This is a genomic window from Streptomyces sp. NPDC050560, assembly GCF_044457285.1.
GTDB lineage: Bacteria > Actinomycetota > Actinomycetes > Streptomycetales > Streptomycetaceae > Streptomyces.
On record NZ_JBITGT010000001.1, the window covers coordinates 475,389 to 499,496 of the forward strand.

A 24,108-nucleotide genomic window follows, 5' to 3' on the forward strand; every position below is an offset into this window, starting at 1 on the left:
CCGCTCCCCCACCCGGCGGGGCACGGCCCACCAGCCGTCTTACGACAGGAAAGGAAACCGACGTGGCGATCGCCCCGATCGACCCGTATCCGATGCCGCGCCCCGGCGAGCTGCCGGAGAACACCGTCTCCTGGCGGGTCGACCCGCGCCGCGCGGCGCTGCTCGTGCACGACATGCAGCACTACTTCCTCTCCCCGTTCCCGCCCGGCGCGCAGCCACGCACCGACCTCCTCGCCCATGTCACGGCGCTGCGCACGCGCTGCGCCGAACTCGGCGTGCCCGTCGTGTACTCGGCGCAGCCGGGCGACATGACGCCGCAGCAGCGCGGGCTGCTGGTGGACTTCTGGGGCGACGGGATGTCGGCCGACCCCGCGGACACCGGCATCCCCGGGGAGCTGGCGCCGACCGCGCGGGACACGGTGCTCACCAAGTGGCGAGCGAGCGCCTTCCACCACACCCCGCTCCTTGAGTTCCTGCGCGAGCAGGGCCGCGACCAGTTGGTGATCTGCGGGATCTACGCGCATGTCGGGGTGCTGCTCACCGCGACCGACGCGTTCGCGCACACCGTCCAGCCGTTCGTGGTCGCCGACGCGGTCGCCGACTTCACCCCCGAGTACCACCGGATGGCGCTCCAGTACGCGGCGTCCCGCTGCGGCATGGTGCTGCCGACGCGTACGGTGCTCGACGCGCTGTCGGCCGCGGCCCCCGCGCCCGTGGGGGAGCCGGCATGAGGACGCTCGCGCAACTGGCCGAGGGCGGCACCCCGTTCGCGCTGCTGCACCGCCCCGAGAGCGGCACCCCCGGCCATGTCGACCTGCTGCTGGGCGAGTTCACCGAGGTGGGCGGCGTCCACGAGCTGCCGGTGCCGGACCTCGGCGACCCCGGCACCCACGAGGTGCTGGCCGTACTGCCCTACCGGGTGATCGCCGAGCGCGGCTTCGACGCCCCCGACGACGGCGAGCCGGTCCTCGCGATGCCGGTGCGCGAGGCCGCGCTGCTGCCCGTCGGCGACGTGCTCGACACCGTGCTCGGCTGGCCCGTCGCCACCGGCGAGGGCCGCTTCGACCTCGACGACGAGGAGTACGGCGAACTGGTCGCCCGGGTGCTGGCCGAGGAGATCGGGCACGGCTCGGGCGCCAACTTCGTGCTGAAGCGCTCCTTCGTCACCGAGATCCCCGACTGGTCGGCCCGTACCGCGCTGGCGTTCTGGGGGCGGCTGCTGCGCGGGGAGCCGGGCGCGTACTGGACGTTCCTGATCCACACGGGCGAGCGCACCTTCATCGGCGCGAGCCCCGAGCGGCATGTGAGCCTCGACGACGGTGTCGCCGTGATGAACCCGATCAGCGGCACCTACCGCTACCCCGAGGGCGGTCCGACGGTCGACTCGGTCCTCGACTTCCTCACCGACCGCAAGGAGACCAACGAGCTGTACATGGTCCTCGACGAGGAGCTGAAGATGATGAGCCGCGTGTGCGACGACGCGCACGTGGTGGGGCCGCACATCAAGGAGATGGCCCATCTCGCGCACACCGAGTACCGGATCGTCGGGCACACCGCCCGCGACGTGCGCGACATCCTGCGGGAGACGCTGCTCGCGCCGACGGTGACCGGAAGCCCGGTGGAGAGCGCCTGCCGCGTCATCGCCAGGTTCGAGCCGGCCGGCCGCGGCTACTACTCGGGGGTGGCCGCGCTCGTCGGCCGGGACGCCGCGGGGCGGCGCCGCATGGACTCCGCGATCATGATCAGGACCGCCGACACCGACGCGTCGGGGCGGATGCGGATCGGGGTGGGCGCCACCCTGGTGCGCGACTCGCAGCCCGCGAAGGAGGCCGCGGAGACCGCCGCCAAGGCCGCGGGCCTGCTCGACGCCCTGCACCGGGTGGCCGACCGCCGCACCCCCCTCGGCCTCGACGAGGAGCCGCGCGTCAGGGCGGCGCTCGCCGCGCGCAACGCGCCGCTCTCGGACTTCTGGCTGGCGCCGGTCCCGGCCGGGCCCGCGACCCGCGAGAAGGTGCTCATCATCGACGCGGAGGACACCTTCACCGCGATGGGCGCCCTGCAACTGCGCAGCCTCGGCTACGACGTCACGGTGCGCCGCTACGACGAGCCGTACCGGCTCACCGGCTACGACCTGGTCGTCCTCGGCCCAGGCCCCGGCGACCCCCGGGACACCGAACACCCCAAGATCGCGCATCTGCGCGCGGTCACCGGCAGCCTCCTCAACCTGCGCATCCCCTTCGTGTCGGTGTGCCTCAGCCACCAGGTGCTCAGCTCGCTGCTCGGCCTCGAACTGCGCCGCCTCGACGTCCCGGGACAGGGTGTGCGCCGCACCGTCGACCTGTTCGGCACGGCCGAACCGGTGTACTTCTACAACACGTTCGCCGCCTACACCGCGCACTGCGTGCTCGACTCCCCGCTGCGCCTCGGTCCCGTGGAGGTCGCGCGCGACCCCGCCACCGGCGAGGTGCACGCGCTGCGCGGCCCCGGCTTCACCTCCGCGCAGTTCCACCCGGAGTCGGTGATGACCCGGCACGGCGCGGCCATACTCGACAGCCTGGTCACCGGCGCGCTGACGCCGGTGCCTCACCGAGCGGAGCTGACGGCGTGACTCCCCTGCTCGACCTGCCCCACGCCCACGCGGCCGGTACCGGCTGGCGCTCGCTGCCCGCCGGACAGCAGCCCGCGTGGCCCGACCCGGACGCGCTCGACGCCGCCGTGCACACCCTCACCGGCAGCCTGCCGCTGGTGATGCCGCGCGAGTGCGACCTGCTGAAGAGCCGTCTCGCCGCGGTGGCGCGCGGCGAGGCGTTCCTGGTCCAGGGCGGCGACTGCGCCGAGGCGCTGGACGCGGTGGGCGCCCCCTCGATCGGCCGCAGCGTCGGCACGCTCCAGCAACTCGCCACCGTCTTCGGGTACATGATGTCGCTGCCGGTGGTCACGGTGGCCAGGATGGCGGGGCAGTACGCCAAGCCGCGCTCCTCGGACACCGAGATTCGGCGCGGGGTGGAACTGCCGGCGTACCGGGGCGACGCGGTCAATGGCCACGCCTTCACCGCGGCCGCCCGCACCCCCGACCCGCACCGGATGGTCCGCGTCTACCACCAGTCGGCCGCCGTGCTGAACCTGGTACGGGCCTGGGGCGGCGGCGAACTCTCCGGCGTGGAGCCCGCGTTGGCCGCGCTGCGCAAGTTCGCGGCGACGGCGCCCGAGCGGGAGCGCTACGAGGCGCTGACCGACCGCATCGAACGGGCGGGCGGCTTCATCGGCACCGGCGACGGCTGGCACACCCCGGGCGAGCTGTTCATGTCCCACGAGGGCCTGCTGCTCGACTACGAGTCCGCGCTGACCAGGGTCGACGCCTCGACCGGGCACCCGTACGCCACCTCGGGGCACCTGCTGTGGATCGGTGAGCGCACCCGGCGCCTCGACGGGGCGCACGTGGAGTACTTCTCCCGGATCAGCAACCCGATCGCGGTGAAGATCGGCCCCGGAGTCACCGCCGATGAGCTGCTGCCGCTGATCGACAGGCTCTCCCCGCACAACGATCCCGGCCGCCTCACCCTGGTGGCCAGGATGGGCGCGGAGCGGGTGCGCCGGGTGCTGCCCGCCCTCGTCGAGCGGGTCACCGCCGAGGGCAGGGCCGTGGCCTGGGTGTGCGACCCCATGCACGGCAACACCATCGGCTCCCCCTCCGGGCACAAGACCCGCCGCTTCGACGACATCCTGGACGAGACCGGCGGCTTCTTCGAGGTGCTGCTCGGCCTCGGCGCCCACCCGGGCGGCGTCCACCTGGAGCTGACCGGCGACGACGTCACCGAGTGCGTGGGCGGCGGCTGCGGCGTCGGCTTCGACGACCTGCCGGAGCGCTACCGCTCGGTGTGCGACCCCCGGCTCAACTGGCACCAGTCCCTCGACCTGGCGTACCGGCTGGCCGAGGGCGCGGACCTGCTCAGGCCGCCGGGACTGCCGGGGGCCGCGCTGTGACGGACCTGTGGCTGCTGCCGGAACACGCCTGGGACCGGTTCGCCGAGCACGCCGGGGGCACCAGGATGCTCACCGACGAGGAACGGGCCCGCCACGACCGGATGCTGATGCCGCGTCAGAAGCGGCAGTTCCTCGCGGGACGGCTGCTGAGCCGGTTCGCGCTCAGCGCGCGGACGGGGCACCCGATGGCCGGATGGTGGTTCTGGACCAGCCCCGAAGGACGGCCCGAGCCGCGCCCGGCCCACTACGGGGTGCGCTTCAGCGTCTCGCACACCGACGGCCTCGCCGTCTGCGCCGTCACCGACGGCAGGCCCTGCGGGGTGGATGTGGAGAGCCAGCCGCTGACCGCGGACTCCGCCGCCCATGTGGCGCGCTTCCTCGCCCCGTGCGAGCGCGCGGAACTCGACGCGCTCGGACCGGCCGAGCGCGTCACCCGCACCCGGGAGCTGTGGGTGCTCAAGGAGGCGTACCTCAAGGCCCTCGGCACCGGGATGCGGCGCAACCTCGACGGCTTCCACTTCTCGCCGCGCAGCGCGGCCGCCATCACCGTGCACGACCCGGCGCAGCCTGCCGACACCGCCACGGGCTGGTGGTTCGAGCTGCTGCGGCCGACCCCCCGGCACGCCCTCGCCGTCGCCGTCCAGGGCGGCAGGCCCGGTGTGGTGCGCCGGATCGACCTGAACGAACCGGCCGGTCTGACCGCGCCGCAGAAGGCACCGTCACCGGCCGCACCGACCGCCCTGTCGCGGGTCTGATTACGACTGGAGTTACCGCTGTGACCAGAGATCCTGACCTGACCGTGGCCCTCTTCCCCGGCCAGGGCGCCTACCGCCCCGGCGCCCTCGCCGGGCTCTGGGAGAGCGGCGCCGACGCCGTACGGGGCACCTTCGAGGTGGTGGACGCCGTCGCCAAGGAGCGCCTCGGCCGCGATGTGTCCGCCACGCTCTTCTCGCCGACCCCACCCACCCCCACCGCCCTGCTCGAACAGGCCCCCGACACGCTGCAACTCGCGGTGTTCGCGACCTCGGTCGCCACCCACAGGCTGCTCGCGGGGCGCGGGGTGCGCGCGGGCCTGCACCTGGGGCACAGCCTGGGCGAGATCGCCGCGCTGACCTGCGCGGGCGCCTATGACCTCGGCGACGCGGCGGCGGTGCTGTGCGAGCGGATCTCGGTGGTACGGGCGCACACCGCGCAGGCCGGTTCGATGCTGGCGCTGCGCTGCGGCCGGGAGCGCGCCGAGCGCCTGGTGGCGCTGCTTGAGCACCCCGCGCTGGTGGTGGCCGTCGACAACGCCGAGGAGCAGACGGTGGTGTCGGGCCCCGCCGAGGCGATCGCCACCGCCGAGGCCGTCGCGCGGCAGCTCGGGATCGGCGCGACCCCGCTGCGCTCCCCGCACCCCTTCCACAACCCGCTGCTCGCCGAGGCGCGCCGCGAACTGGCCGCCCGTATCGGCGCGTTCCGCCGCCGCCCGGCCGAGGTCCCGGTGTACTCGCCCATCCTGGGCCGCTTCTACCGGGACGGCGACGATCTGGCGGAGCTGCTGGCCCTGCACCTGGTGACCCCGGTCGACTTCAGGTCCGCGCTCGCGGCGCTGCACGCGGCGGGCGGGCGCACCTTCGTCGAGGTCGGCGCGGGACGGGTGCTGACCGGTCTTGTCGCCGAGGCGTACCCGGCCGCGCACACCGTCGCACCGCTCGCGGGCCGCGACGAGGAGGCGGGCCTCACGGCCGCCGCCGACGCACTGCGCGCCCCGCTGGCCACCCCCGCGACCCCGCTCCCCACCACTCCCGCCACCGCCGCCGCGGCCCCCGTGCCCACCACCGCACCCGAGCCCCCCGCCGCCGACGTGACCGCCGACGCGGCGGCCCCCGCCGCCCTCGGCCGCGACGAACTGACCGGTCTGGTACGGACGTTGTACGCGGAGGCGATGGAGTACCCGGAGGAGATCTTCACCGATGACGTGCTGCTCGAAGCGGACCTCGGGGTGGACTCGGTGAAGCAGACCGAGCTGCTGAGCAGGCTCGGCGACCGCTTCGGCCTCGGCAGGCCGCCGACGGGCCTGCGGGTGGCGGACTATGACACCTTCGGCAAGGTCGTCGACTTCGTCGCCGCCGGGGTCACCGAGGGGAGCGGCGCCCGATGAGTGCCCGAGCCCCCCTCGCGGAGCCCGAGTTCACCGGGCGTATCGCCCTGGTGACCGGTGGTGCGGGCAGCGTGGGCCGGGTCGTCGTGGAGCGGCTCGCCGAGCGCGGCGCCACGGTGCTGCTCGGCTGCTTCCACTCCTACGACGCGGCCAAGGAGCAGGCGCGCGAGCTGACCGGACGGGGCCTCGACGTGCGGGTGGTACGGGGCTCGGTGGCCAGGCAGCCGCAGGTGGAGCGGATGTTCGCGGAGATCGGCGAGGCGCACGGCCGCCTCGACCTGCTGGTCAACAACGCGGCAGCGGGCTCCTTCGTGCCCTTCGACGAGATCACCGAAGAACTGCTCGACCGCACCTACGCCACCAATGTCAAGGGCCCTCTGTGGTGCGCCCGTTACGCCCGCCCGCTGCTCGCCAGGGCCGTCGGTGCGGGCGGCGCGGTGGTCAACGTCTCCTCGCTCGGCTCGGTCACCACCCCGGCGAACTACCTGCCGGTGGGTGTCTCCAAGGCCGCCCTGGAGTCGCTGACCCGCTATCTCGCGGCGGAGCTCGCCGGGGACCGTATCCGGGTCAACGCCGCCTCCTGCGGCCTGATCGACAACCCGGTCGGGCAGCTGTTCCCCTCCTTCGACGACGTCAGCGCCAACACCGTGGCCGCCACCCCGCTCGCCCGCCTCGGACGCCCCGAGGACCTGGCCGAGGTGGTGCTCTTCCTCGGCTCGGAGCGCTCGGGCTGGGTCACCGGGCAGACCGTGCTCGCGGACGGCGGCCTCACCCTGCTGCGCTCTGCCATGTCCCCCACCCCGCCCGCGGCGGCGGAGCCCGCCCCGCGGACCGCACCCGCGCACACCGCAGAACCCGCGCACACCGCCGCACCGGGCCCTGAGGCCCCGGTGGCGGCCGTGGCCGACGCGGATGACACGGATGACGCGGATGACACGGCCGGCACTGACGACACTGACGACACGGCCGACCCGATCGCGGTCGTCGGCATGGGCCTCGCCGTCCCCGGTGCCTCGTCGCCCGAGGAGTTCTGGCGGCTGCTCGTCGAGGGCGACGAGCTGTTCGTGGAGGCCCCGGCCGAGCGCTGGGACATGCGCCGCTTCCACGACGACGACAGGGCCGCGCCCGACAAGACGTACCAGCGGCGCTCCGGCTTCATCACCGGCTTCACCCCGCACGCCCTGCTGCGCGACGAGGGCCTGGCCGACGCCGGGCTCGACCACACCGCGCTGTGGCTGCGCCACAGCCTCCACCAGGCGCTCGAAGGGGTCGCGAGGGGCCCGGCCGACCGGTTCTCGTTCTGCGTCGGCTACACCCCGGACGGCAGCCAGCACCTGGAGGAGGCGTTCGTGCTCGGGGAGGCGCTCGACGCGCTCGCCGAGGACGGCGACGACGCCGTCACCGGACCCGTGGGCCGGGCGCTGCGCCGCCGCTTCCACCGCGGCGACGACCCCTCGGCCGCGTATCTGCCGCACCGCGTCGGCCGGGACGCGATGGCCGGCATCCTGCCGTCCGGCACCCGGCTGCGGATGGTGGACACCGCCTGCTCGTCCTCGCTGTACGCGATGGACCTGGGGGTACGCGACCTGCTCTCGGGGCAGAGCGACATCGCGGTGTGCGGCGGCTCCTTCGCCCTGGCGCCCAGCGGTTCCGTGCTGTTCGCGAAGCTCAACGGGCTCTCGGCGGGCGGCGCGGTGCGCGCGCTCGACGCGGGCGCGGACGGTGCGCTGTTCTCCGACGGCGCCGGGCTCGTCGTGCTGAAGCGGCTCTCGCGGGCCAGGGCGGACGGCGACCGGGTGCTCGGGCTGCTCTCCGCGGTCGGCCTCTCCGCCGACGGCCGCGGCAAGGCGATCTACGCGCCCGCGCCCGCGGGCCAGGAGCTGGCCGTGGAGCGGGCGTTGGCGCGCGGCGGCCTCGAAGCGGACGACGTGGACTGGATCGTGGCCCACGCCACCGGCACCCCGGCGGGCGACATGGCCGAGTTCACCGGTCTGCACACCCGCTACGCCAGTGCCCGTACGACCTATGTCACCTCCAACAAGTCCCTGGTGGGGCACAGCGGTTGGGCGGCGGGCGTGGTGTCCGTGATCCATGCGCTGCTCGCCCTGCGGCACGAGGTGATCCCCGCGCAGTACCGCTTCGAGCGGCTGCCCGACGAACTCGCCGGGCTCTCCGACGCGTTGCGGGTGCCCACGGAGCCGGTGCCCTGGCCCGCGCGCGCCGACCGGGCGCGCCGGGTGGCGGTCTCCGGGTTCGGCTTCGGCGGCACCAACGCGCATCTGATCCTCTCCGAGGACCACGCGTCCACGCGGGCCTCGGGGGTGCCGGTCGCGGTGCCCGCGCCGGTCGACGATGACCTGGTGGTGGTCGGCTGGTCGTCCCGGCTGCCGGGGGACCCGGCGCCCGACGAGGTCGCCGGGTGGTGCGCGGGCGGGGGCGCGGCGCCCGAGCCCTCGTTCGGCCCCGTCTACCCGGTGCCGCCGTTCCAGGAGCTGCGGATGCCGCCGCCGACCGCCCGCGCCACCGACCGCACCCAGTTGATGCTGGTCCGCTGCATGCAGCAACTCGACGAGAAGGTACGGGAGTTCTGCCTGGGCCACCATCGCACGGCAGGCGTCGTGGTGGGCCACACCGGCGCCACCCGCAACGCCCTGCTCTACAAGACCCGCGCCTACCTCGACGACATCGCGGCGGCGGTCGCGGACGCCGGGGAGCCGGCCGCACGGGCGAAGTTCCTCCAGCGCCTCACCGAGCGGGCCACGGGCCTGATCGCCGCGCCCACCGAGGACTCCTTCCCCGGCGAGATGCCGAATGTGATCGCGGCCCGGCTCTGCAACTACTTCGACCTGCGCGGCCTCAGCCTCACCGTGGACGCGGGCGAGGCGTCGTTCCTCGAAGCCTGCTCGGTGGCCGGGCTCTACCTCGCCTTCCGGGAGATCGACGTGGCGCTGGTCGCCGGGGTCAACGGCACCGCGCTGCCCGGCTGGAACGACACGGCGGGGCGGCCCGCGGCCGAGGGCGCGTTCCTGTTCGCGCTGACCAGGCGCTCCCTCGCCGAGGAGGCCGGGCTCCCCGTCCTGGCCGTCATGGAAAGGAGCACGGCCGCATGACCGCCGCGCACCAGGGCGCCACCCTGCTGGGGGCCGAGGGCGCCCGCGAGCTGATCGCCCTCCTGACCCGGCAGGCCGCCGCACCGGGTACCGCGGTGCTCGAACGCACCGCGCACCCGGAGGGACCCACCCACCGGATCACCTTCCGCCACCCCGACGCACCACCCCCACCCGACAACTCGCCCGGCGACACAGGCGGGAGCACACCAGGGGCCACCCCCGCAGACACCCACCCGGGCCCCCCGGCGGGCACGGCCGCGGACGCCGACACCGCGGCGGCGCCACCCGCGGCCCCCGAGGGCCCCGGCGACGGCACCCCGGCCGCGCCGCACCTCCTCGACCGCCACGTCCTGCGTCTCACGCCCGCGCCCGCCCCGGCCCGCCCGGCGGCGCCCGACCTCTTCCCCGCGGGCACCGCCCTGCTGACGAACACCCTGGACCGGGTGCCGGGCGTCGAGGTGCTGCCGCACGGCGACGGGCTCGAAGCGGCCGTGGAGCGGCTGCGGCCCCGGCACGTCCGGGTCCTCGTCGACCTGCGCGCCGAGCGGGCCACCCCGTCCGAGGCGCTGCTGACCCTGCACGACGCGCTGTTCCGCACCGCGAAGGCGTGCGCCACGGCCGCCGGGAAGCCCGAGTCGTTCGTGGTGCTCGTGCTCGCCGGGGTCGACGCGGCGCGGGTGCCGCACGCCTGTGCCGGGCTCTTCACCGGGTTCGCGAAGAGCCTCGCGCTCGAATGGCAGGGCACCCGGGTGCTCGCGGTGGTGCACGAGGCACGCGACCTCGCCACCGCCGAGCCCGACGCCGCCCGCGAGACGGTCACCGGGCAGTTCCTGCCCGTCGTGTACCACGCGGGCGGCGAACGGCTGCTGTGGCAGGCGGCGGTGGAGCCGGGCGCCACGGGCGCTGACGCGCCGCGCGGCGGGCTCACGGTGGTGGCGGCGGGCGGCGCGCGCGGCATCGGCGCGGCGCTGCTGCTCGCGCTGGCCCGCCGGGACAGGCCCCGGCTGCACATCATCGGCTCCACCCCGCTGGACGACGCCCAGGGCGAGGAGCACCAGGAGCGCAGGGACTTCATCAGGGCCCGCACCACGGGCCCCGAGCGGATGACGGTGCGCGAGGCCACCATGGCGTACGACCGGCTCGGCGCCGCCCGCGAGATCCGCGGGAACCTGGCGGCGCTCAGGGAGCTGTGCGGCCCGCAGCGGGTCACGTACCACGTGTGCGACCTGCGCGAACGCGCCGCGGTCGACGAGGTGGTGGGCCGGATCACCGACGCCGAGGGCACCGTCGACCTGCTGCTGAACATCGCGGGCACCAACCGCGCCGCCTCCGTGGACCAGAAGCGGCTGCGGGACTTCCACACCGTGCGGGACCTGAAGGTGCGCTCCTACGCGCACCTGAAGGCGGCGTTCGGCGACCGGCAGCCGCGGCGCTGGTGCAACTTCGGCTCGTTCGTGGGCTTCACCGGGCAGACGGGGGAGACCGACTACGGCTCGGCCAACGACTACTTCAACACCGCCGCGCTGCACAACCGCGCCCACGGCACCCGGGAGTTCACCCTCGGCTGGACGCTGTGGCGGGACGTCGGCCTCGGCGCCACCCCGCTGATGCGCACCTTCCTCGCCAAGAGCGCCCAGTTCACCGCGATGCCCACGGCCGAGGGCGTGGACCACTTCCTGCACGAACTGGACCAGGCCGACGCGCCGCCCGCCACGGTGTTCTTCGGCGACGCCGAGCGCGCCGCCATCGAGGCCGCGGCCCCCGGCTACCTGGACTTCTGCCGCACCGCCACACCGACGCCCGCGCGCACCGCCACGCCCGCACACAGCGCCCCGGCGGTCGGCGCCCCCGCGGGCCCGCCGCCGGGGCCCACCGCGCCCGTGCCGCCCACCCGCTACGTCGACGACATCGTGGACCGGGCGCCAGGGCGGCTGACCGTGGTGCGCACCTTCAGCCAGGAACGCGACGGCTACCTCCACGAGCACGTCGTCAACGGTTACCCCACCCTGCCGGGCACCTTTGTGCCGGAACTGGCGGTGGAGGCCGCCATGCACCTGGTGCCGGGGCGGGTCGCGTCCGTCGTCGAGCACGTCAGCCTCGACTCGTTCCTGCGGGTCTACCGGCCGGGGCGCGGCGAGACGAAACGGATCACCGCCCGCCTGGTGCACCACGGCCCCCAGGAGTCGGTGGTGGCGGTGGAGGTCACCGGCGATGTGCTGGCGCCCGACGGGCGGGTGCTCGTCAGGGGCCGACGCCACTTCACGGCCCAGGTCAGGCTGCGCGACGAGCCGGTCCCCTGCCCCCGCTGGGAGCACTGGGACGAGCAGGGCACGCGGCCGCTCGCCGACCCCTACCACGTGCCCAACCCCGCGGTGCTGCTCAGCGGGGTCTTCGTCTCCACCGCCGACACCCGCACCCACCCCAGCGGCAGGCGCGCGCGGTACGCGCCCGACCCGGCGGGCATCGCACGCTGGTTCCCCGACCTCGCGGTGCCCTCGGTACTGCTCGACGGGCTCGCCCGGGTGTGTGTGCTGGAGCGCGCCGCCATCCCCGGCGAGGGCGGCGACTGGACCCCGCTCGCGGTGCCGCGCACCATCCGCCGTATCGACCTGTACGACGGCCACACCGACGCCGCACTCGCCGCCTCCGGCGAGCGCGTGGAGCTGTACTCGCTGCCCGCGCGCCTCGACCTGGAGAGCGAGGAGGACAACAGGGCCGTCGCCGTCACCTCGGAAGGACGGGTGGTGCTCCAGATCAAGGACATGACCGGGGTCGTGCTCGGCCATGTGCACCAGCCCACCGGCGCGTACCGGGAACGCCCGCGCGCCGCCGCCAACGCCCCGGAGCCGACGCCATGACGCAAGAGAACACCCTCCCGCAGGACGACGCCCTCCCGGACGGCGCCCCGCGCTGCCCGGTGACGGGCGCCACCGCACAGCCGCCGGAGCCCGAGGGCCCCACCGGGCTCCCGCTGTCCTGGCCGCTGGTCGGCTCGACCCTGCTGTACGCCGCCGACGCGCCGCGGTTCACCCTGCGCGCCCAGCGGGCCCACGGCGACATGGTGAAGCTGCCGATCCGGCCGCACAACCCGACGGTGCAGGTCACCAACCCCGAGGGCATCCGGCACATCCTCCAGTCCAACGTGGACAACTACCGCAGGGGCGCCTACTACGAGGCGTTCCGCATCTTCATGGGCACGGGGCTGCTGACCCTGGACGACGCCGAGTGGCGCGGCCACCGCAAGGTGGTGAACCCGGCGTTCACCCCGGGAGCCATCGCCGCGCGCGAGGAGGAGAGCGTCAAGGCGGTCGCGGAACTCCTCGACCGGCTCGGCGAACACGCCGCCGCCGGGCGGGAGTTCGACCTGTACGCGGAGGCCACCCGGCTGACCTCGCGGGTGGTGGGGCAGGCCCTCGTGGGCCGCGACCTCTCCGAGGACGGCAGCGAGTTCACCAGGGCGCTCTCCACCGCGCTTGAGGCGATCTTCAAGGAGGTCGGCTCGCTGGAGAAGAGCCTGCCCTCGTTCATCCCGCTGCCCTACCGGGGCCGGGTGCGGCGCGCGCGTGCCACCCTGGAGCGGGTCGTCGCCCGCGCCGCGCAGGACGTCGACGCGGGCACGGGCGGCGAGATCGCCACCCTCATCAAGGAGTCGGAGCTGCCCGCGGACGCGTTCTGGTCGAACCTGGTCACGCTGATGCTCGCGGGCATCGAGACCACCGCGATCGTCCTCGCCTGGACCCTGTACGAGGCCGCCCGCGTCCCCGAGGTCAGGCGCGGCCTCGAAGAGGAGGCGGACCGGATGCTCGGCGGCCGGGTGCCCGGCATCGCCGACCTCGACAACCTCACGTACACCGGCATGGCCGTCGACGAGGCGCTGCGGATGCACCCGCCGGTCTGGCAGTTCCCCCGGCAGGCCGTCGAGGACGACGTGGTGGGCGGACGCCGCATCCCCGCGGGCACCCCCGTGCTGGTCTCGGTGTACGGCGCCCACTTCAACCCCGACCAGTGGGAGGACCCCGAGCGCTTCGACCCCGGGCGGTTCGCGCCGGGCGCGGGGGCGGACCGCGACAGGTCGGCCTATGTGCCCTTCGGCGGCGGACGGCGGCAGTGCATCGGCAAGCGGATGGGCCTCACGCTGCTGCGGCAGGCGGTGGCCGCGGTGCACGGGAGGTTCCGGGTGACGGTGGTGGACACCGCGACACCGCCGGAGCGCGGCTATATCACCCTGTTCCCCCGTGAGGGCGTCAAGGTGACCGTGAAGGAGCGGGCACGGTGACTCTCGCGCCCCCGGCGGCACCGGGCGGACGGGCGACCGGCGGCTGGCCCGCGCTGCGCCCGCACCTGTCGTCGTTCGACCCGGACGCCTTCGTACGGCCGGTGGGCCGCTTCGTGTGGGAGCCCGTCGAGGTGCCGCACGAGGGCCCCGGGACCGCCCAACCCCTCGCCGGGCGCGGCCTGTTGCTCGTCGGCGAGCCGACCGCGCTGACGGCGGGGGTCGGCGCCGCGCTCGAACGGCTCGGGGCGCGCGTGGTCCCGTACACCGCGGACGGCGCACAACCACCGCCAGGCGAAGGCTGGGACGGGATCGTCGACCTCAACGTCACGGGAAACGTCTACGAGTTGGGCGACACCGGCTGGCGGTCCGCGCTCGCCCGTACCACCGCCGTGGTGCGCGCCGCCTACCCGCGGTGGGCCGCGGAGCGGCGCTTCAGGCGGCATGTGTACCTCGCCGTCACCCATCTCGGCGGGCTCGGCGGCCACGGCGGCGGCGCGGTGCCGCAGCCGCTCGGCGGTGTCTGGGCCGGGTTCGCCAAGTGCCTGCCGCGCGAGCTGCCCGCCGCCGGGATGTGCGTGGTGGACGTGGACCTGGCCGAGGCCGCCGTCGTGGCCGACGCGGTGGCCAGGGAGTACCCGGCGCCCGAGCACTTCGAGGTCTGCTACCGCGCGGGCCGCCGCCATGTCCTCGCGGGGCGGCCCGCGGTGGACGCGCCGCCGCCGGGCGAGCGCCCGCCGGGCCCCGAGGACACCGTCCTCGTCACCGGCGGCGCCCGCGGCGTCGGCTTCGCCGCGGCGCGCGCCTTCGCCGAGACCTTCGGCTGCCGGGTGGTGGTGACGGGCCGCGGCGAGCGGCCCACGGCCGAGGGGCGGAACGCCCTGGACGATGCCGAGTTCACCGCCTGGCGGCGCGCCAGGCTCGCCACCGCGAGGACCCCCGCGGACCTCGCCGCGGTCCGCAGCGAGGTGCGCCGTGCCGAGGAGGCGCGCACGGTCCTCGCCAATCTGGCGGGCGCGGCGGCCGACGGGCTGCGCGTCGACTACCTGCGCTGCGACTGCACGAGGCCGGAGGAGGTCGAGCGGGTCTTCGCCGCGCTCGGCGAGGGCCCGACGCACGTGGTGCACAACGCGGGCATCGACGAACCGGCCCGTTTCGACCGTAAGTCGGCGGCCGACGTGGTGCGCACCGTCGAGGTCAAGGTCACCGGCTTCGCCAACCTGGTGGCCGCGGTCCTCGCCGAGCCGGGGCGGCGCGCCCGGCTGCGGCTGCTGAGCAACGTCGGCTCGCTGGCGGGCCGGATGGGCGGCATGGTCGGCCAGATCGACTACGCGGCCGGCAACGAGGCCCTGGCCAGGCTGGGCTTCTGGGCCAGGGACAACCTCGGCCTCCCGGTGCAGACGCTGTGCTGGCCGACCTGGGAGCGCCTCGGCGTCATCGCCAACTACGCGGCCGCGGTGCGCTATGTGTCCACGCTCGACCCGGCCGAGGGCGCCCGCCGCTGGTGCGCGGAGCTGGCCTCGGGGCACACCGGTGAGGCGGTGTTCCTCGGCCGGGTGGGCGCCGTGCTCGCGCCGAGCCAGCTCCGCGGCTTCGGGATGCTCACCGGCCACCCCGACCTGCCCCGGCTGCACGCGCTCGACCACTACCTCGGGCGGGTCGAGGAGTACGCGGTGTTCCGCTCGCTGCGCACGAGCCTGACCCTCACCGCGGGCGAGCACCCCTGCCTGGGCGAGTTCTCGGTGGGCGGGGCACCGGCCGTGCCGGTCAGCGTCGTCGTCGAGTACGCGGTCGGCGGGGGCGACTGGGTGGTGCCCGAGGGCTGGCCGCTGCTGCACCTGCGGGAGTTGCGCGGTCTCACGGTGCGGCTCGCGGGGCTGCGGTTCACCGGGGGCTCGCTCACCCTGCGCCGGGAGGCGGAGGGCGGCTACCGGGACGGCGAGTGGTGTGTGTCCGTCGCCCTGCGGGACGGCGCGGGCGCGCGGGTCGCCTCGGTCACGCTGGTGTACGGGGAGGAGCCGCCCGAGGTCGGCGCCCCCGACGAGGACCGGGAGGGCGCGGCGGCCCCCGGCGGCGCAGGGGAGGCGCGGCCGGGTGCGGGCGGCGCCCTCGCCTGGGCCGGGGTGGTCTTCCCCGAGGGCGGCGAGGGGCTTCCCGGACCGCTGCCGCTGGTGCGCCCCGCCGACCTGTGGACGGTGCCGTTCCCGCCCGAGCCCACCATCGACCCGGCGGCCCTTGAGGCGCTGGTGCGCGCGGTGGACGCCCGCTCACCGCGGCGCACGCCCGGCACCCTCGTGGTGCGCCGGCTGGTGCCCGCGCCCGGCGCCCAGCGCGTCGAGCGGCTGCGCGCCGACCCCGGCACCGGGGACTGGACCGGCAGCCGCGAGGGGGTGCCCGTGCTGCTCGCCCAGGCGGTCGCCCTCACCGGCTGACCCCGTATCAGACCGTCAACCGGACCGGCGGCACAGGCCACTTCGGTACCGCACGGGACAGGCCCCGAGAGCTTCGGCGCTCGGGGCCTGTGCCGTGTCCTGGGTGCGGGGTGGACTGCCGGGGCGCGTGGGTCTGGAGGCACGGGGGCACGCGCGGGGGCACGGGGAGCGCGTGTGCGGTGCGCCGCCGTCAGCGGTGTCAGCGGGTGTCAGCCGCCGCCGCGGGCCGCCGTCAGCGCCCGTCAGCCCGCGTCAGGATGGGCGCTCGGCACGCCCCATCCGGCCACCAGGGCCCGTAGCGTGCGCTCGTACGAGTCGGCGATCGACAGTCCCGGCGGTTCGTTGCCCGACAGTTCGAGGGAGACGAGGCCGTGTGCCGTCGCCCAGCAGGCCAGTGCCACCACCTCGGGCGCGGGCTCGGCCGTGAACTGCTCCGCGTACTGGCCCCTGCGGACCGCGTCCACGAGGGGCTGGTACATCTGGGGCTTGCCGTCGGGGGTGGCGTCGAACTGGGCGGGGCTCTCCTGGAAGAGGACCGCGTAGAGATGGGGGTTCGCCAGCGCGTACTCGCGGTAGGCGAGGCCGAGGCGCACCACGTCGCCCGCCGGGTCGCCGGTCGAGGCGATGTCGCCGAGCCGCGCCACGAAGAGCCGCATCGCCTCCTGGTAGAGGCTGGCCAGCAGCCCGGCCTTGTTGCCGAAGAGCGAGTAGACCGCCGTGGTCGAGGTCCTCGCGTCCGCGGCGAGCCGCCGCAGGCTGAGCGCCGCGGGGCCCCGGTCGAAGACCGTCGCGGCGGCACGGTTGATCAGCCGCAGTCGCAGCGCATCGTCATGTGTCTTGAGCCTGGCCATCCCTCCACACTATGACAACGGTGTTACGAATGCCCCGGGGCACCCCGTCAGGCGCCGTCAGGCTCCGCTGACTCCGGAACAACTCCCAGTTCGAGAAGTTTTTTTCGGACGAAGCAGCAGGTCACCAGGGCATCTTGAAGCCCTCTCGCTTAGACAGTGTGCAAGAGCGGTGTTGTGGGCATTGAAAACACTGTTACGGTTACCCGCGGCTCCGGCTTCCGACGGGAGGGCGGTCCCCGATCCCGCGCGCCGGGGCGCCCTCCCGGCAACGGCACTCCGGCGCGCCACAGTTCACCTCCTCTTCATCCCGCCAGGACCGGTGCCGGTTGACGCGTCAGGCGGGGAAGCAGGTACAGTCCAGGGTGTTAGACACCGTCTAATAGCCGTCCAACCGAAGCGCTTGGAGGCCACATGGCCGCGGGAAAGACCGCGCTCGGCGCGATCCTCAGCCCGATCAAGGGAAAACTGCGCTGGGCGGTCGCCGCCCAGGCCGTCGCCGCCGCGGCCGGTGTGGTGCCGTTCATCGCCATCGCCCAGCTCGGCCGGGTCCTGGTCGACGACGGTCCCGACCGCACCGCCGACGCCTGGACGGTCACCGCGGTCGGCGCCGGGGCGCTGCTGGTGCGCCTCGTGCTCATGACGGTGGCCGGGGGGATCTCCCATCTCGCCGACAACGACCTCCAGTTCCACATCAGGCGCTCGCTCGTCGACCGGCTCGGCCGGGTACCGCTCGGCTGGTTCTCGGCCCGCAACTCGGGCCAGGTCAAGCAGGCCGTACAGGACGACGTCGACGCGATGCACCACCTCATCGCGCACTCCCTGCTCGACATCACCGCGGCGACCGTGGTGCCCGCCGCGTCGCTCGGATACCTCTTCTGGGTGGACTGGCGGATGACGCTGATCACCGTCGCCCCGCTGCTCGTCGGGCTGACCCTCTACAGCGCCACCATGTCCGGGATGGCCAAGAATCTGCCGAAGTACGACGCGGCGATGGGCCGGATCAACGGCAGCGCCGTGGAGTTCGTCCAGGGCATCTCCGTGGTGAAGACCTTCGGCCAGACCCGGCGTGCGCACCGCGAGTTCGCCCGCGCGGCCGACGACTTCGCCGACTTCTTCCTCGGCTGGGTGCGCGCCACCCAGTACTCGAAGACGGCCGCCGAGGTGGTGCTCTCGCCGGTCGCGGTGCTGCTCGTCACGCTCGTGGGCGGCGCCTGGTTCGTCACCGAGGGGTGGCTCGACGCGGTGGACCTGCTGCCGTTCGCACTGCTCGGCATCGGGGTGACCGCGCCCATCCTGTCGCTCTTCTACGCGAGCTACGAGCTGCGCATCGCCACCGGCGCCGCCGAGCGCGTCACCGGCATCCTCGGCGCCGAGGAGCTGCCGGTGCCCGAGTCGCCGCGCAGCCCCGCGGACGACGGCGTCAGCTACCGGGGCGTCAGCTTCAGCTACGACGGCGACCAGCCGGCCGTGACCGACGTCGACCTCGACCTCGCGCCGGGCACCGTCACCGCCCTGGTGGGCCCCTCGGGCTCGGGCAAGAGCACCCTGGCCGCGCTGCTGCCGAGGTTCTGGGACGTGACCGGGGGCTCCATCGCCATCGGCGGCGTCGACATCAGGGAGATGTCGCTCGGCGACCTCTACTCCCGGGTGGCGTTCGTCTTCCAGGACGTCAGGCTCACCGGCGGCAGCGTCGCCGACAACATCCGTATGGCACGCCCCGACGCCACCCTCGACGAGGTGCGCGCCGCCGCGCGCGCCGCGAGCGTGGACGAGGAGATCATGGCGCTGCCGCGCGGCTACGACTCGGTGGTCGGCGAGGACGCCAGGCTCTCCGGCGGGCAGGCGCAGCGGGTGTCCGTGGCCCGCGCGGCGCTCGCGGACACCCCGGTGATCGTCCTCGACGAGGCCGCCGCCTACGCCGACCCGCACTCCGAGGCCGTCGTCCAGGACGCGCTCTCCGAGCTGACCAGGGGCCGTATCGTGCTGATGATCGCCCACCGGCTCTCCACCGTCGTCGACGCCGACCAGATCGTGGTGCTCGACGAGGGCCGCGTCGTGGAGCGCGGCCGCCACGCCGAACTCGTCGCGGCGAACGGCAGGTACGCGCGCATGTGGCACGCGCACGAACGCACCACCGACTGGCAGCCGGGCGGCGCCCCCGGGCCCGAGGCGGCAAAGCCGCGGCCCGTGGACGCCACCGTGGCGGGAGGGATCGGCTGATGATCCGTCAACTCATCGACGTGCTCGGCCCCGAGCAGGCCAGGCCGGTGCGGCGGATGGTCGTCGCGCTGGTGGTGGGCGCCGTGCTCCAGGGCGTGTTCTTCGCCCTGCTCGTGCCCGTGCTGGAAGCGCTCTTCGGCTCCCACCCGGCCGACGTGTGGCCCTGGATGTGGGCGATGCTCGGGGTGTCGGTGCTGTACGGCGCCGCGTACTACTGGAGCCTGACCGTCGGGTTCGAGGCGGGCGCGATGCTCTCCAAGGGCCTGCACCACCGCATCGGCGACCGGGTGGCCGCGCTGCCGCTCGGCTGGTTCGGGCCCGAACGGGTGGGTCAGCTCGGCCAGTTGGCCACCAAAAGCGTGATGGACATCATGGGTGTCCCGGCCCATCTGCTGCGGCCGCTCGTGACCAGCTTCGTCACCCCGGCCACCGTGGTGGTGCTGATGTACGCCTTCGACTGGCGCCTCGCGCTCGCGGCCACCGTCACCGTCCCGGTGATCGCCCTGGTCTACCGGTGGAGCACCCGGCTCAGCGCGAAGGCCGACGAGGCACGCAGCGCCGCCCAGGCGGTGACCGGCGGCCGGGTCGTCGAGTTCGCCCAGACCCAGCCGGTGCTGCGGGTGTTCGGCCGCGGCAGCGCCCGCTCGGGAGCGCGTCTCGACGACGCGCTGCGCACCCAGACCGAGGCGTCCCGCCGGGTGCTGCTGACCGGGGTGCCGGGGCTGATCAGCTTCGCGCTGGTGATCCAGCTCGCGTTCACGGTGATCCTGCTCGTCGGCACCTACCTCGCGCTCGACGGCCACCTCGGCACCGCCAAGCTGCTGGCGCTGCTGGTGCTCGCGGTGCGCTTCACCGAGCCGATCGCGGAGACCGCCATCCTCGGCGCCACCCTGCACACCGCGGGCGCCGCGCTGGACCGGGTGGCGGAGCTGCTGGCGCAGCCCACCCTGCCCGCCCCGGACGAGCCCAGGGTGCCCGCGGACAACACGGTGGAGTTCGAGAACGTCGACTTCGGCTACGACGGCAGACGGGTGCTCTCCGGGGTGTCCCTGACCCTCGCCGAGGGCACCATGACGGCGCTGGTCGGGCCCTCGGGCTCCGGCAAGACCACCGTGAGCAAGCTCATCCCGCGCTTCTGGGACGTCGACGCCGGTGTGGTGCGGATCGGCGGTGTGGACGTCAGGGACATCGACACCGAGGTCCTGATGTCCCGTATCTCCGCGGTGTTCCAGGACGTCTACCTCTTCCAGGGCACCATCCTGGAGAACATCAGGGTGGGCCGCCCCACCGCCACCGACGCCGAGGTGCGCGAGGCCGCGCGGCTCGCCAGGGTCGACGAGATCGTGCACCGCCTCGCCGACGGCTGGGACGCGCAGGTCGGCGAGGGCGGCGCGCTGCTGTCGGGCGGCGAGCGGCAGCGGGTGTCCATCGCCCGCGCCATCCTCAAGGACGCGCCCGTCGTGCTGCTCGACGAGGCCACCGCCTCCCTCGACCCGGAGAACGAGCAGGCCGTGCAGGAGGCGCTGAGCGCCCTGACCGCGGGACGCACCCTGCTCGTCATCGCCCACCGGCTCCAGACGGTGGCCGCGGCCGACCAGATCCTGTTCCTCGACGAGGGCCGGATCGTCGAGCGCGGCGGGCACCAGGAACTCCTGGCGGCCGGCGGCAGGTACACGTCCTTCTGGGCCGACCTGGACCGTGCCAGGGACTGGGTGCTCGCGGGACACATTTCTTGACCCGAAATTAATTAATGGGCCACACGGAAGATCGACCGCCGTGCAAGCCCATGACGGAACCTCAGGTTCATCTCAGGAAGTGGCCGACAGGCGGGTTCCCTCTGGCATGCAGATGGGGGCCCGCCTATCGTTTCCTGCGCATGTTGAATATCACACCGAGCCTTTCCGGGTGAACGGCAGGCAGCGATACTGTCAGACCTGCCGGTCGAAGTTGCCGGTTTAAAGGGGGTACATACTGGAAAACCGACGGCGGCCAGCGTCTTCAACAGTTCTTCTACGGGTTGGTGACATTTCAGCTTGCCTCCCAGTCTGCCGTTCTATACTGACCGCCATACAACAGAAAATCGCGTCTCGTACGGTCCTTTCGGGCGAGGAGTCAATTGATCCGGCGGGGGTCGGAATCGTTGACCTCAACTTCCCACATCCTCCGGGTAATTGACGCTTAAACCTCCTCGGGGCCAAGCGGACCGACAGATTCAGGACACGCATCGCAAAACAGGCTGCAATATCCAAGTGCGGGGGCACAAGCAGATGGAAATGCGTGAGGCTTTCAACTGGCCGATAACGGCACGAGATACCGAGCTGCAACACATCAGGTCCGCCCTCGGGCGGCGGGGCGGCGCGCTCCTGGTCGGCGCCCCGGGAGTGGGCAAGAGCCTGCTCCTGTCCACCGCCCTGCGGCAGGCCGCCGACGAGGGCCGCACGGTCCTGCACGTCGGCGGCGTCGGATGGAGCGGCGACACACGCGCGCGCGGCTTCGGCACGCTCGCGGAGTGCCTGGACAGCATCCGTCCCTCGACCGAGGACGGCACCGGGGGGCCACCGCCCCTGGTGGGCATCGACGACGCGCACCTGGTCGACTCGCCCTCCAGCGTCCAGCTCCACCGCCTCGTCACCGCGGGGCGGCTGAGCGTGCTCGCGGCGACCAGACAGGACGCGCCCACCCCTCCGGGCGTCGACAAGCTCTGGGTGGAACGGCTCGTCGAGCACATCGAGGTGGCGCGCTTCGACAGCAGCGCCATGGGACAGGTACTGCGCGCCAGGCTCGGCGGGCACACCGACACCACCACCCTTGAGCGGCTGTGGGCGGCCACCCACGGCAACGCGCTCATGCTCCGCGAACTCATCGAACACGCCCTGGAGGACGGCACACTGGAGTGCGCCGACGGGGTGTGGCGCTGGTCGGGCCTGACCGCGCGCCCGGGCAAGCGGCTCTCGGACGTGATCCGGGTGGGGCTGCGCGACCTGAGCAGCGAGGAACACGAGCTGGTCCACATGCTCGCCATCATGGAACCGCTCGAACTGGAGATCGTCGCCGCCGCGGGGCTCGCCAAGGCCGCCGAGTCCCTCGACCTGCGCGGCATCGTCAGCGTCGAGCGCACCAGGGCCCGGGTGCGGCTGCGGCTCGCCGTGCCGCTCAGCCGGGTCGTGGTCGCCTCCCGGATGTCCGACCTCACCGCGCAGCGGCTGCGCAGGGAGATAGCCGACGCCCTGGAGCGCACCGGGGCCCGCGGGGACGACGACGTCCTGAGGATCGTGTCACTGCGCGTCGAGGCGGGCCTCACGCCCGACCACACGGCGCTGCTGAAGGCGGCGCGCATCGCCATCAGGCGCCGGGACTTCACCCTCGCCGAGCGCATGTGCCTGCTGGCGCTCCAGGAACCCCCCGGCACACCGGAACCGCCGCCGCTGCACGTGCCGATGCCCGACTCGGCCGGCTACGTCACCGATGTGCGCCGCCTGTTGACGCGCGTCGACAGGCGGCCCGACGAGGCCGTCGACCGCGTCAGGGCGGCCCTGCTGCTCGGGGAGGTGCTGGTGGGCCAGGGCCACTCCGTGGAGGCCGAGACGGTCTTCTCCGCGGCCCTTGAGACCCGGGTACGGGTGCCGGTGGACGAGTACGTCGCGGCCTCGCACACCCGCATCGTCAACATGGCCTGGAGCCTGGGCCGTATCGACGACGCGCGCGAGCTGCTGGCCCGTACCGTCGCGCGGGTGGAGCCCGAGCACGCCGACGCGCTGCACGGCACCGGCGCCGTGATCGCGGTCATGTCGGACCGGCTCGACGAGGCGGTGACCATCGGCGAGGCCATGCTCGGCGAGCGGGTGGCGGGCCGCGCGGTCGCCCAGGCGCTGGTGCCCACGGTCGCCTTCGCCCGCTGCGAACTCGGCGACCCGGCAGGGGCGTTGGACCTCATCAACCGCTATGAGGAGGCGCTGACCGACTGGGACACCGACGCCATCATGCTCGCCAGGTCCGTCTCGGGCCGCTGCTCCTCGCTCCTCGGCAACCTCCAGGACGTCGCCGAGGAGCTGGACGTCGTCCACCGCCAGGAGCCGGGCCACGGCAGGCCGGTGCTGCTCCAGGCGCTGCTCGACCGCTGCCGGCTGCTGCGGCTGCTCGGGCGCTCCGAGGAGGCCGTCGGGATGCTGCGCAGGGCGGTGGCCGCCGGGACCTCCCACGAGTACCCGGTGACCTCGGCCTGGCCGCTGGCGCTGCTCGCGGGCGCGCTGGCGGAGGCGGGCGACCACGCGGGGGCGCTGCGCACCCTCGTCGAGGTGCGCTCGCGGCGGTCCGAGGTGCCGAGGTCCCCGGTCGCCGAGGACGAGGTCGCGTTCGAGAGCGCCCTGGTCCTCGCGCACACCGGGGACTTCTACACCGCGGGCGCGCAGGCGGCGGAGCTGGCCGAGCGGGCGGGCGCGGCGGGGCGCACGGTGCGCGCGGTCGCCGCCCTCCAGCTCGCGGCCCGGGTCACCGAGGGCGAGGCGATCAGCTTCCGGCACCACTCGCTGCTGCGGGCGGCCCACACCACCGGCGGCCTCATCCGGGTCTACGCCCGCCATATCGAGGCGCTCTCCGAGGGCGACGGGGCCGCGCTGACCGACGTCTCCGAGCAGTTCGTGCGGATGGGCGCGCTGCCGTTCGCCACCGAGGCGGCGGCCCAGGCGGCCCGGGCGTTCCGGGCCGCGGGACAGCACCGCAAGAGCCGGGAGGCGGCGGCGGCCTGCCGCGACCTCCAGCTCCGCTGCGGGGTGCCGATGCCGGCCTGGGTGGAGCGCGACGCCCGGCAGGAGCACGCGTCGGCGTCGCTCACCCCGCGCGAGCGCGAGGTCGCGGCGCTGGCCTCGGCCGGTATGTCCAACCGGGACATCGCGGACCGCCTCGTGGTGTCGGTGCGCACCGTCGAGAACCATCTGCACCGCATCTACCACAAGTTGGGCATCACGGCCCGCAACGACCTGAAGCGCGGCATGGACAAGCTCAGCAGCCGCACCCAGGACAACCGCATGACCCCGCTGCGCCTCGTCGGCGCGGCGGGCTCGGAACAGGTGGCCTGAGGCCCCGTACCTGCCGTCTG

The 24,108-nt window shown here is 74.0% G+C and carries 13 protein-coding genes; 12 read left to right on the forward strand and 1 reads right to left on the reverse strand.

Features of this window, described 5'->3' with window-relative positions:
* Positions 1-62: 62 nt before the first annotated feature.
* Genes ACIBIW_RS01975 through ACIBIW_RS02015 form a run of 9 tightly spaced genes read left to right on the forward strand, consistent with a single transcriptional unit; the run spans position 63 to position 15,942 of the window.
* Positions 63-731, forward strand: coding sequence for an isochorismatase family protein (locus ACIBIW_RS01975; RefSeq protein ID WP_399330869.1), 669 nt, complete (start codon positions 63-65; stop codon positions 729-731).
* The gene (locus ACIBIW_RS01980; protein ID WP_399330871.1) at positions 728-2,608 is read left to right on the forward strand and encodes an anthranilate synthase family protein; all 1,881 of its coding nucleotides are present in this window, start codon (positions 728-730) and stop codon (positions 2,606-2,608) included. Before ACIBIW_RS01975 ends, ACIBIW_RS01980 begins: the two co-directional genes overlap by 4 nt.
* Entirely contained in the window at positions 2,605-3,984 is a 1,380-nt protein-coding gene (locus ACIBIW_RS01985) for a 3-deoxy-7-phosphoheptulonate synthase (protein WP_399330873.1), read from the forward strand. Before ACIBIW_RS01980 ends, ACIBIW_RS01985 begins: the two co-directional genes overlap by 4 nt.
* Complete coding sequence (locus ACIBIW_RS01990; protein WP_399330875.1) at positions 3,981-4,739, forward strand: 4'-phosphopantetheinyl transferase family protein; 759 nt, start codon at positions 3,981-3,983, stop codon at positions 4,737-4,739. The genes ACIBIW_RS01985 and ACIBIW_RS01990 overlap by 4 nt, the downstream gene beginning before the upstream one ends.
* A gap of 20 nt (positions 4,740-4,759) precedes the next feature.
* Positions 4,760-6,127 (forward strand): acyltransferase domain-containing protein, encoded by a 1,368-nt coding sequence (locus ACIBIW_RS01995; RefSeq protein WP_399330877.1) that lies wholly within the window; start codon positions 4,760-4,762, stop codon positions 6,125-6,127.
* The gene (locus tag ACIBIW_RS02000) at positions 6,124-9,237 is read left to right on the forward strand and encodes an SDR family oxidoreductase (RefSeq protein WP_399330879.1); all 3,114 of its coding nucleotides are present in this window, start codon (positions 6,124-6,126) and stop codon (positions 9,235-9,237) included. Before ACIBIW_RS01995 ends, ACIBIW_RS02000 begins: the two co-directional genes overlap by 4 nt.
* Positions 9,234-12,095 (forward strand): KR domain-containing protein, encoded by a 2,862-nt coding sequence (locus ACIBIW_RS02005; RefSeq protein ID WP_399330881.1) that lies wholly within the window; start codon positions 9,234-9,236, stop codon positions 12,093-12,095. Before ACIBIW_RS02000 ends, ACIBIW_RS02005 begins: the two co-directional genes overlap by 4 nt.
* Positions 12,092-13,513 carry a cytochrome P450 gene (locus ACIBIW_RS02010; protein WP_399330883.1) on the forward strand — a complete coding sequence of 474 codons (1,422 nt, stop codon included), beginning with the start codon at positions 12,092-12,094 and terminating at the stop codon, positions 13,511-13,513. Before ACIBIW_RS02005 ends, ACIBIW_RS02010 begins: the two co-directional genes overlap by 4 nt.
* Positions 13,510-15,942 carry an SDR family NAD(P)-dependent oxidoreductase gene (locus tag ACIBIW_RS02015; RefSeq protein WP_399330885.1) on the forward strand — a complete coding sequence of 811 codons (2,433 nt, stop codon included), beginning with the start codon at positions 13,510-13,512 and terminating at the stop codon, positions 15,940-15,942. Before ACIBIW_RS02010 ends, ACIBIW_RS02015 begins: the two co-directional genes overlap by 4 nt.
* 242 nt (positions 15,943-16,184) lie before the next feature.
* Here the strand turns inward: ACIBIW_RS02015 and ACIBIW_RS02020 are convergent, their stop codons facing one another.
* On the reverse strand, positions 16,185-16,793 hold the full coding sequence (locus ACIBIW_RS02020) for a TetR/AcrR family transcriptional regulator (protein ID WP_399330887.1): 609 nt from the start codon (positions 16,791-16,793) through the stop codon (positions 16,185-16,187).
* 411 nt (positions 16,794-17,204) lie between these two features.
* Between ACIBIW_RS02020 and ACIBIW_RS02025 the strand changes: the two genes are divergently transcribed.
* The 3 genes from ACIBIW_RS02025 (at position 17,205) to ACIBIW_RS02035 (ending at position 24,088) form a co-directional block, all read left to right on the forward strand.
* Positions 17,205-19,013 carry an ABC transporter ATP-binding protein gene (locus tag ACIBIW_RS02025; protein ID WP_399330889.1) on the forward strand — a complete coding sequence of 603 codons (1,809 nt, stop codon included), beginning with the start codon at positions 17,205-17,207 and terminating at the stop codon, positions 19,011-19,013.
* Complete coding sequence (locus tag ACIBIW_RS02030; RefSeq protein ID WP_399330892.1) at positions 19,013-20,749, forward strand: ABC transporter ATP-binding protein; 1,737 nt, start codon at positions 19,013-19,015, stop codon at positions 20,747-20,749. The genes ACIBIW_RS02025 and ACIBIW_RS02030 overlap by 1 nt, the downstream gene beginning before the upstream one ends.
* Before the next feature lie 537 nt (positions 20,750-21,286).
* Positions 21,287-24,088: a LuxR C-terminal-related transcriptional regulator gene (locus tag ACIBIW_RS02035; RefSeq protein WP_399330894.1), complete on the forward strand. Its 2,802-nt coding sequence runs from the start codon at positions 21,287-21,289 to the stop codon at positions 24,086-24,088.
* Positions 24,089-24,108 lie beyond the last annotated feature (20 nt).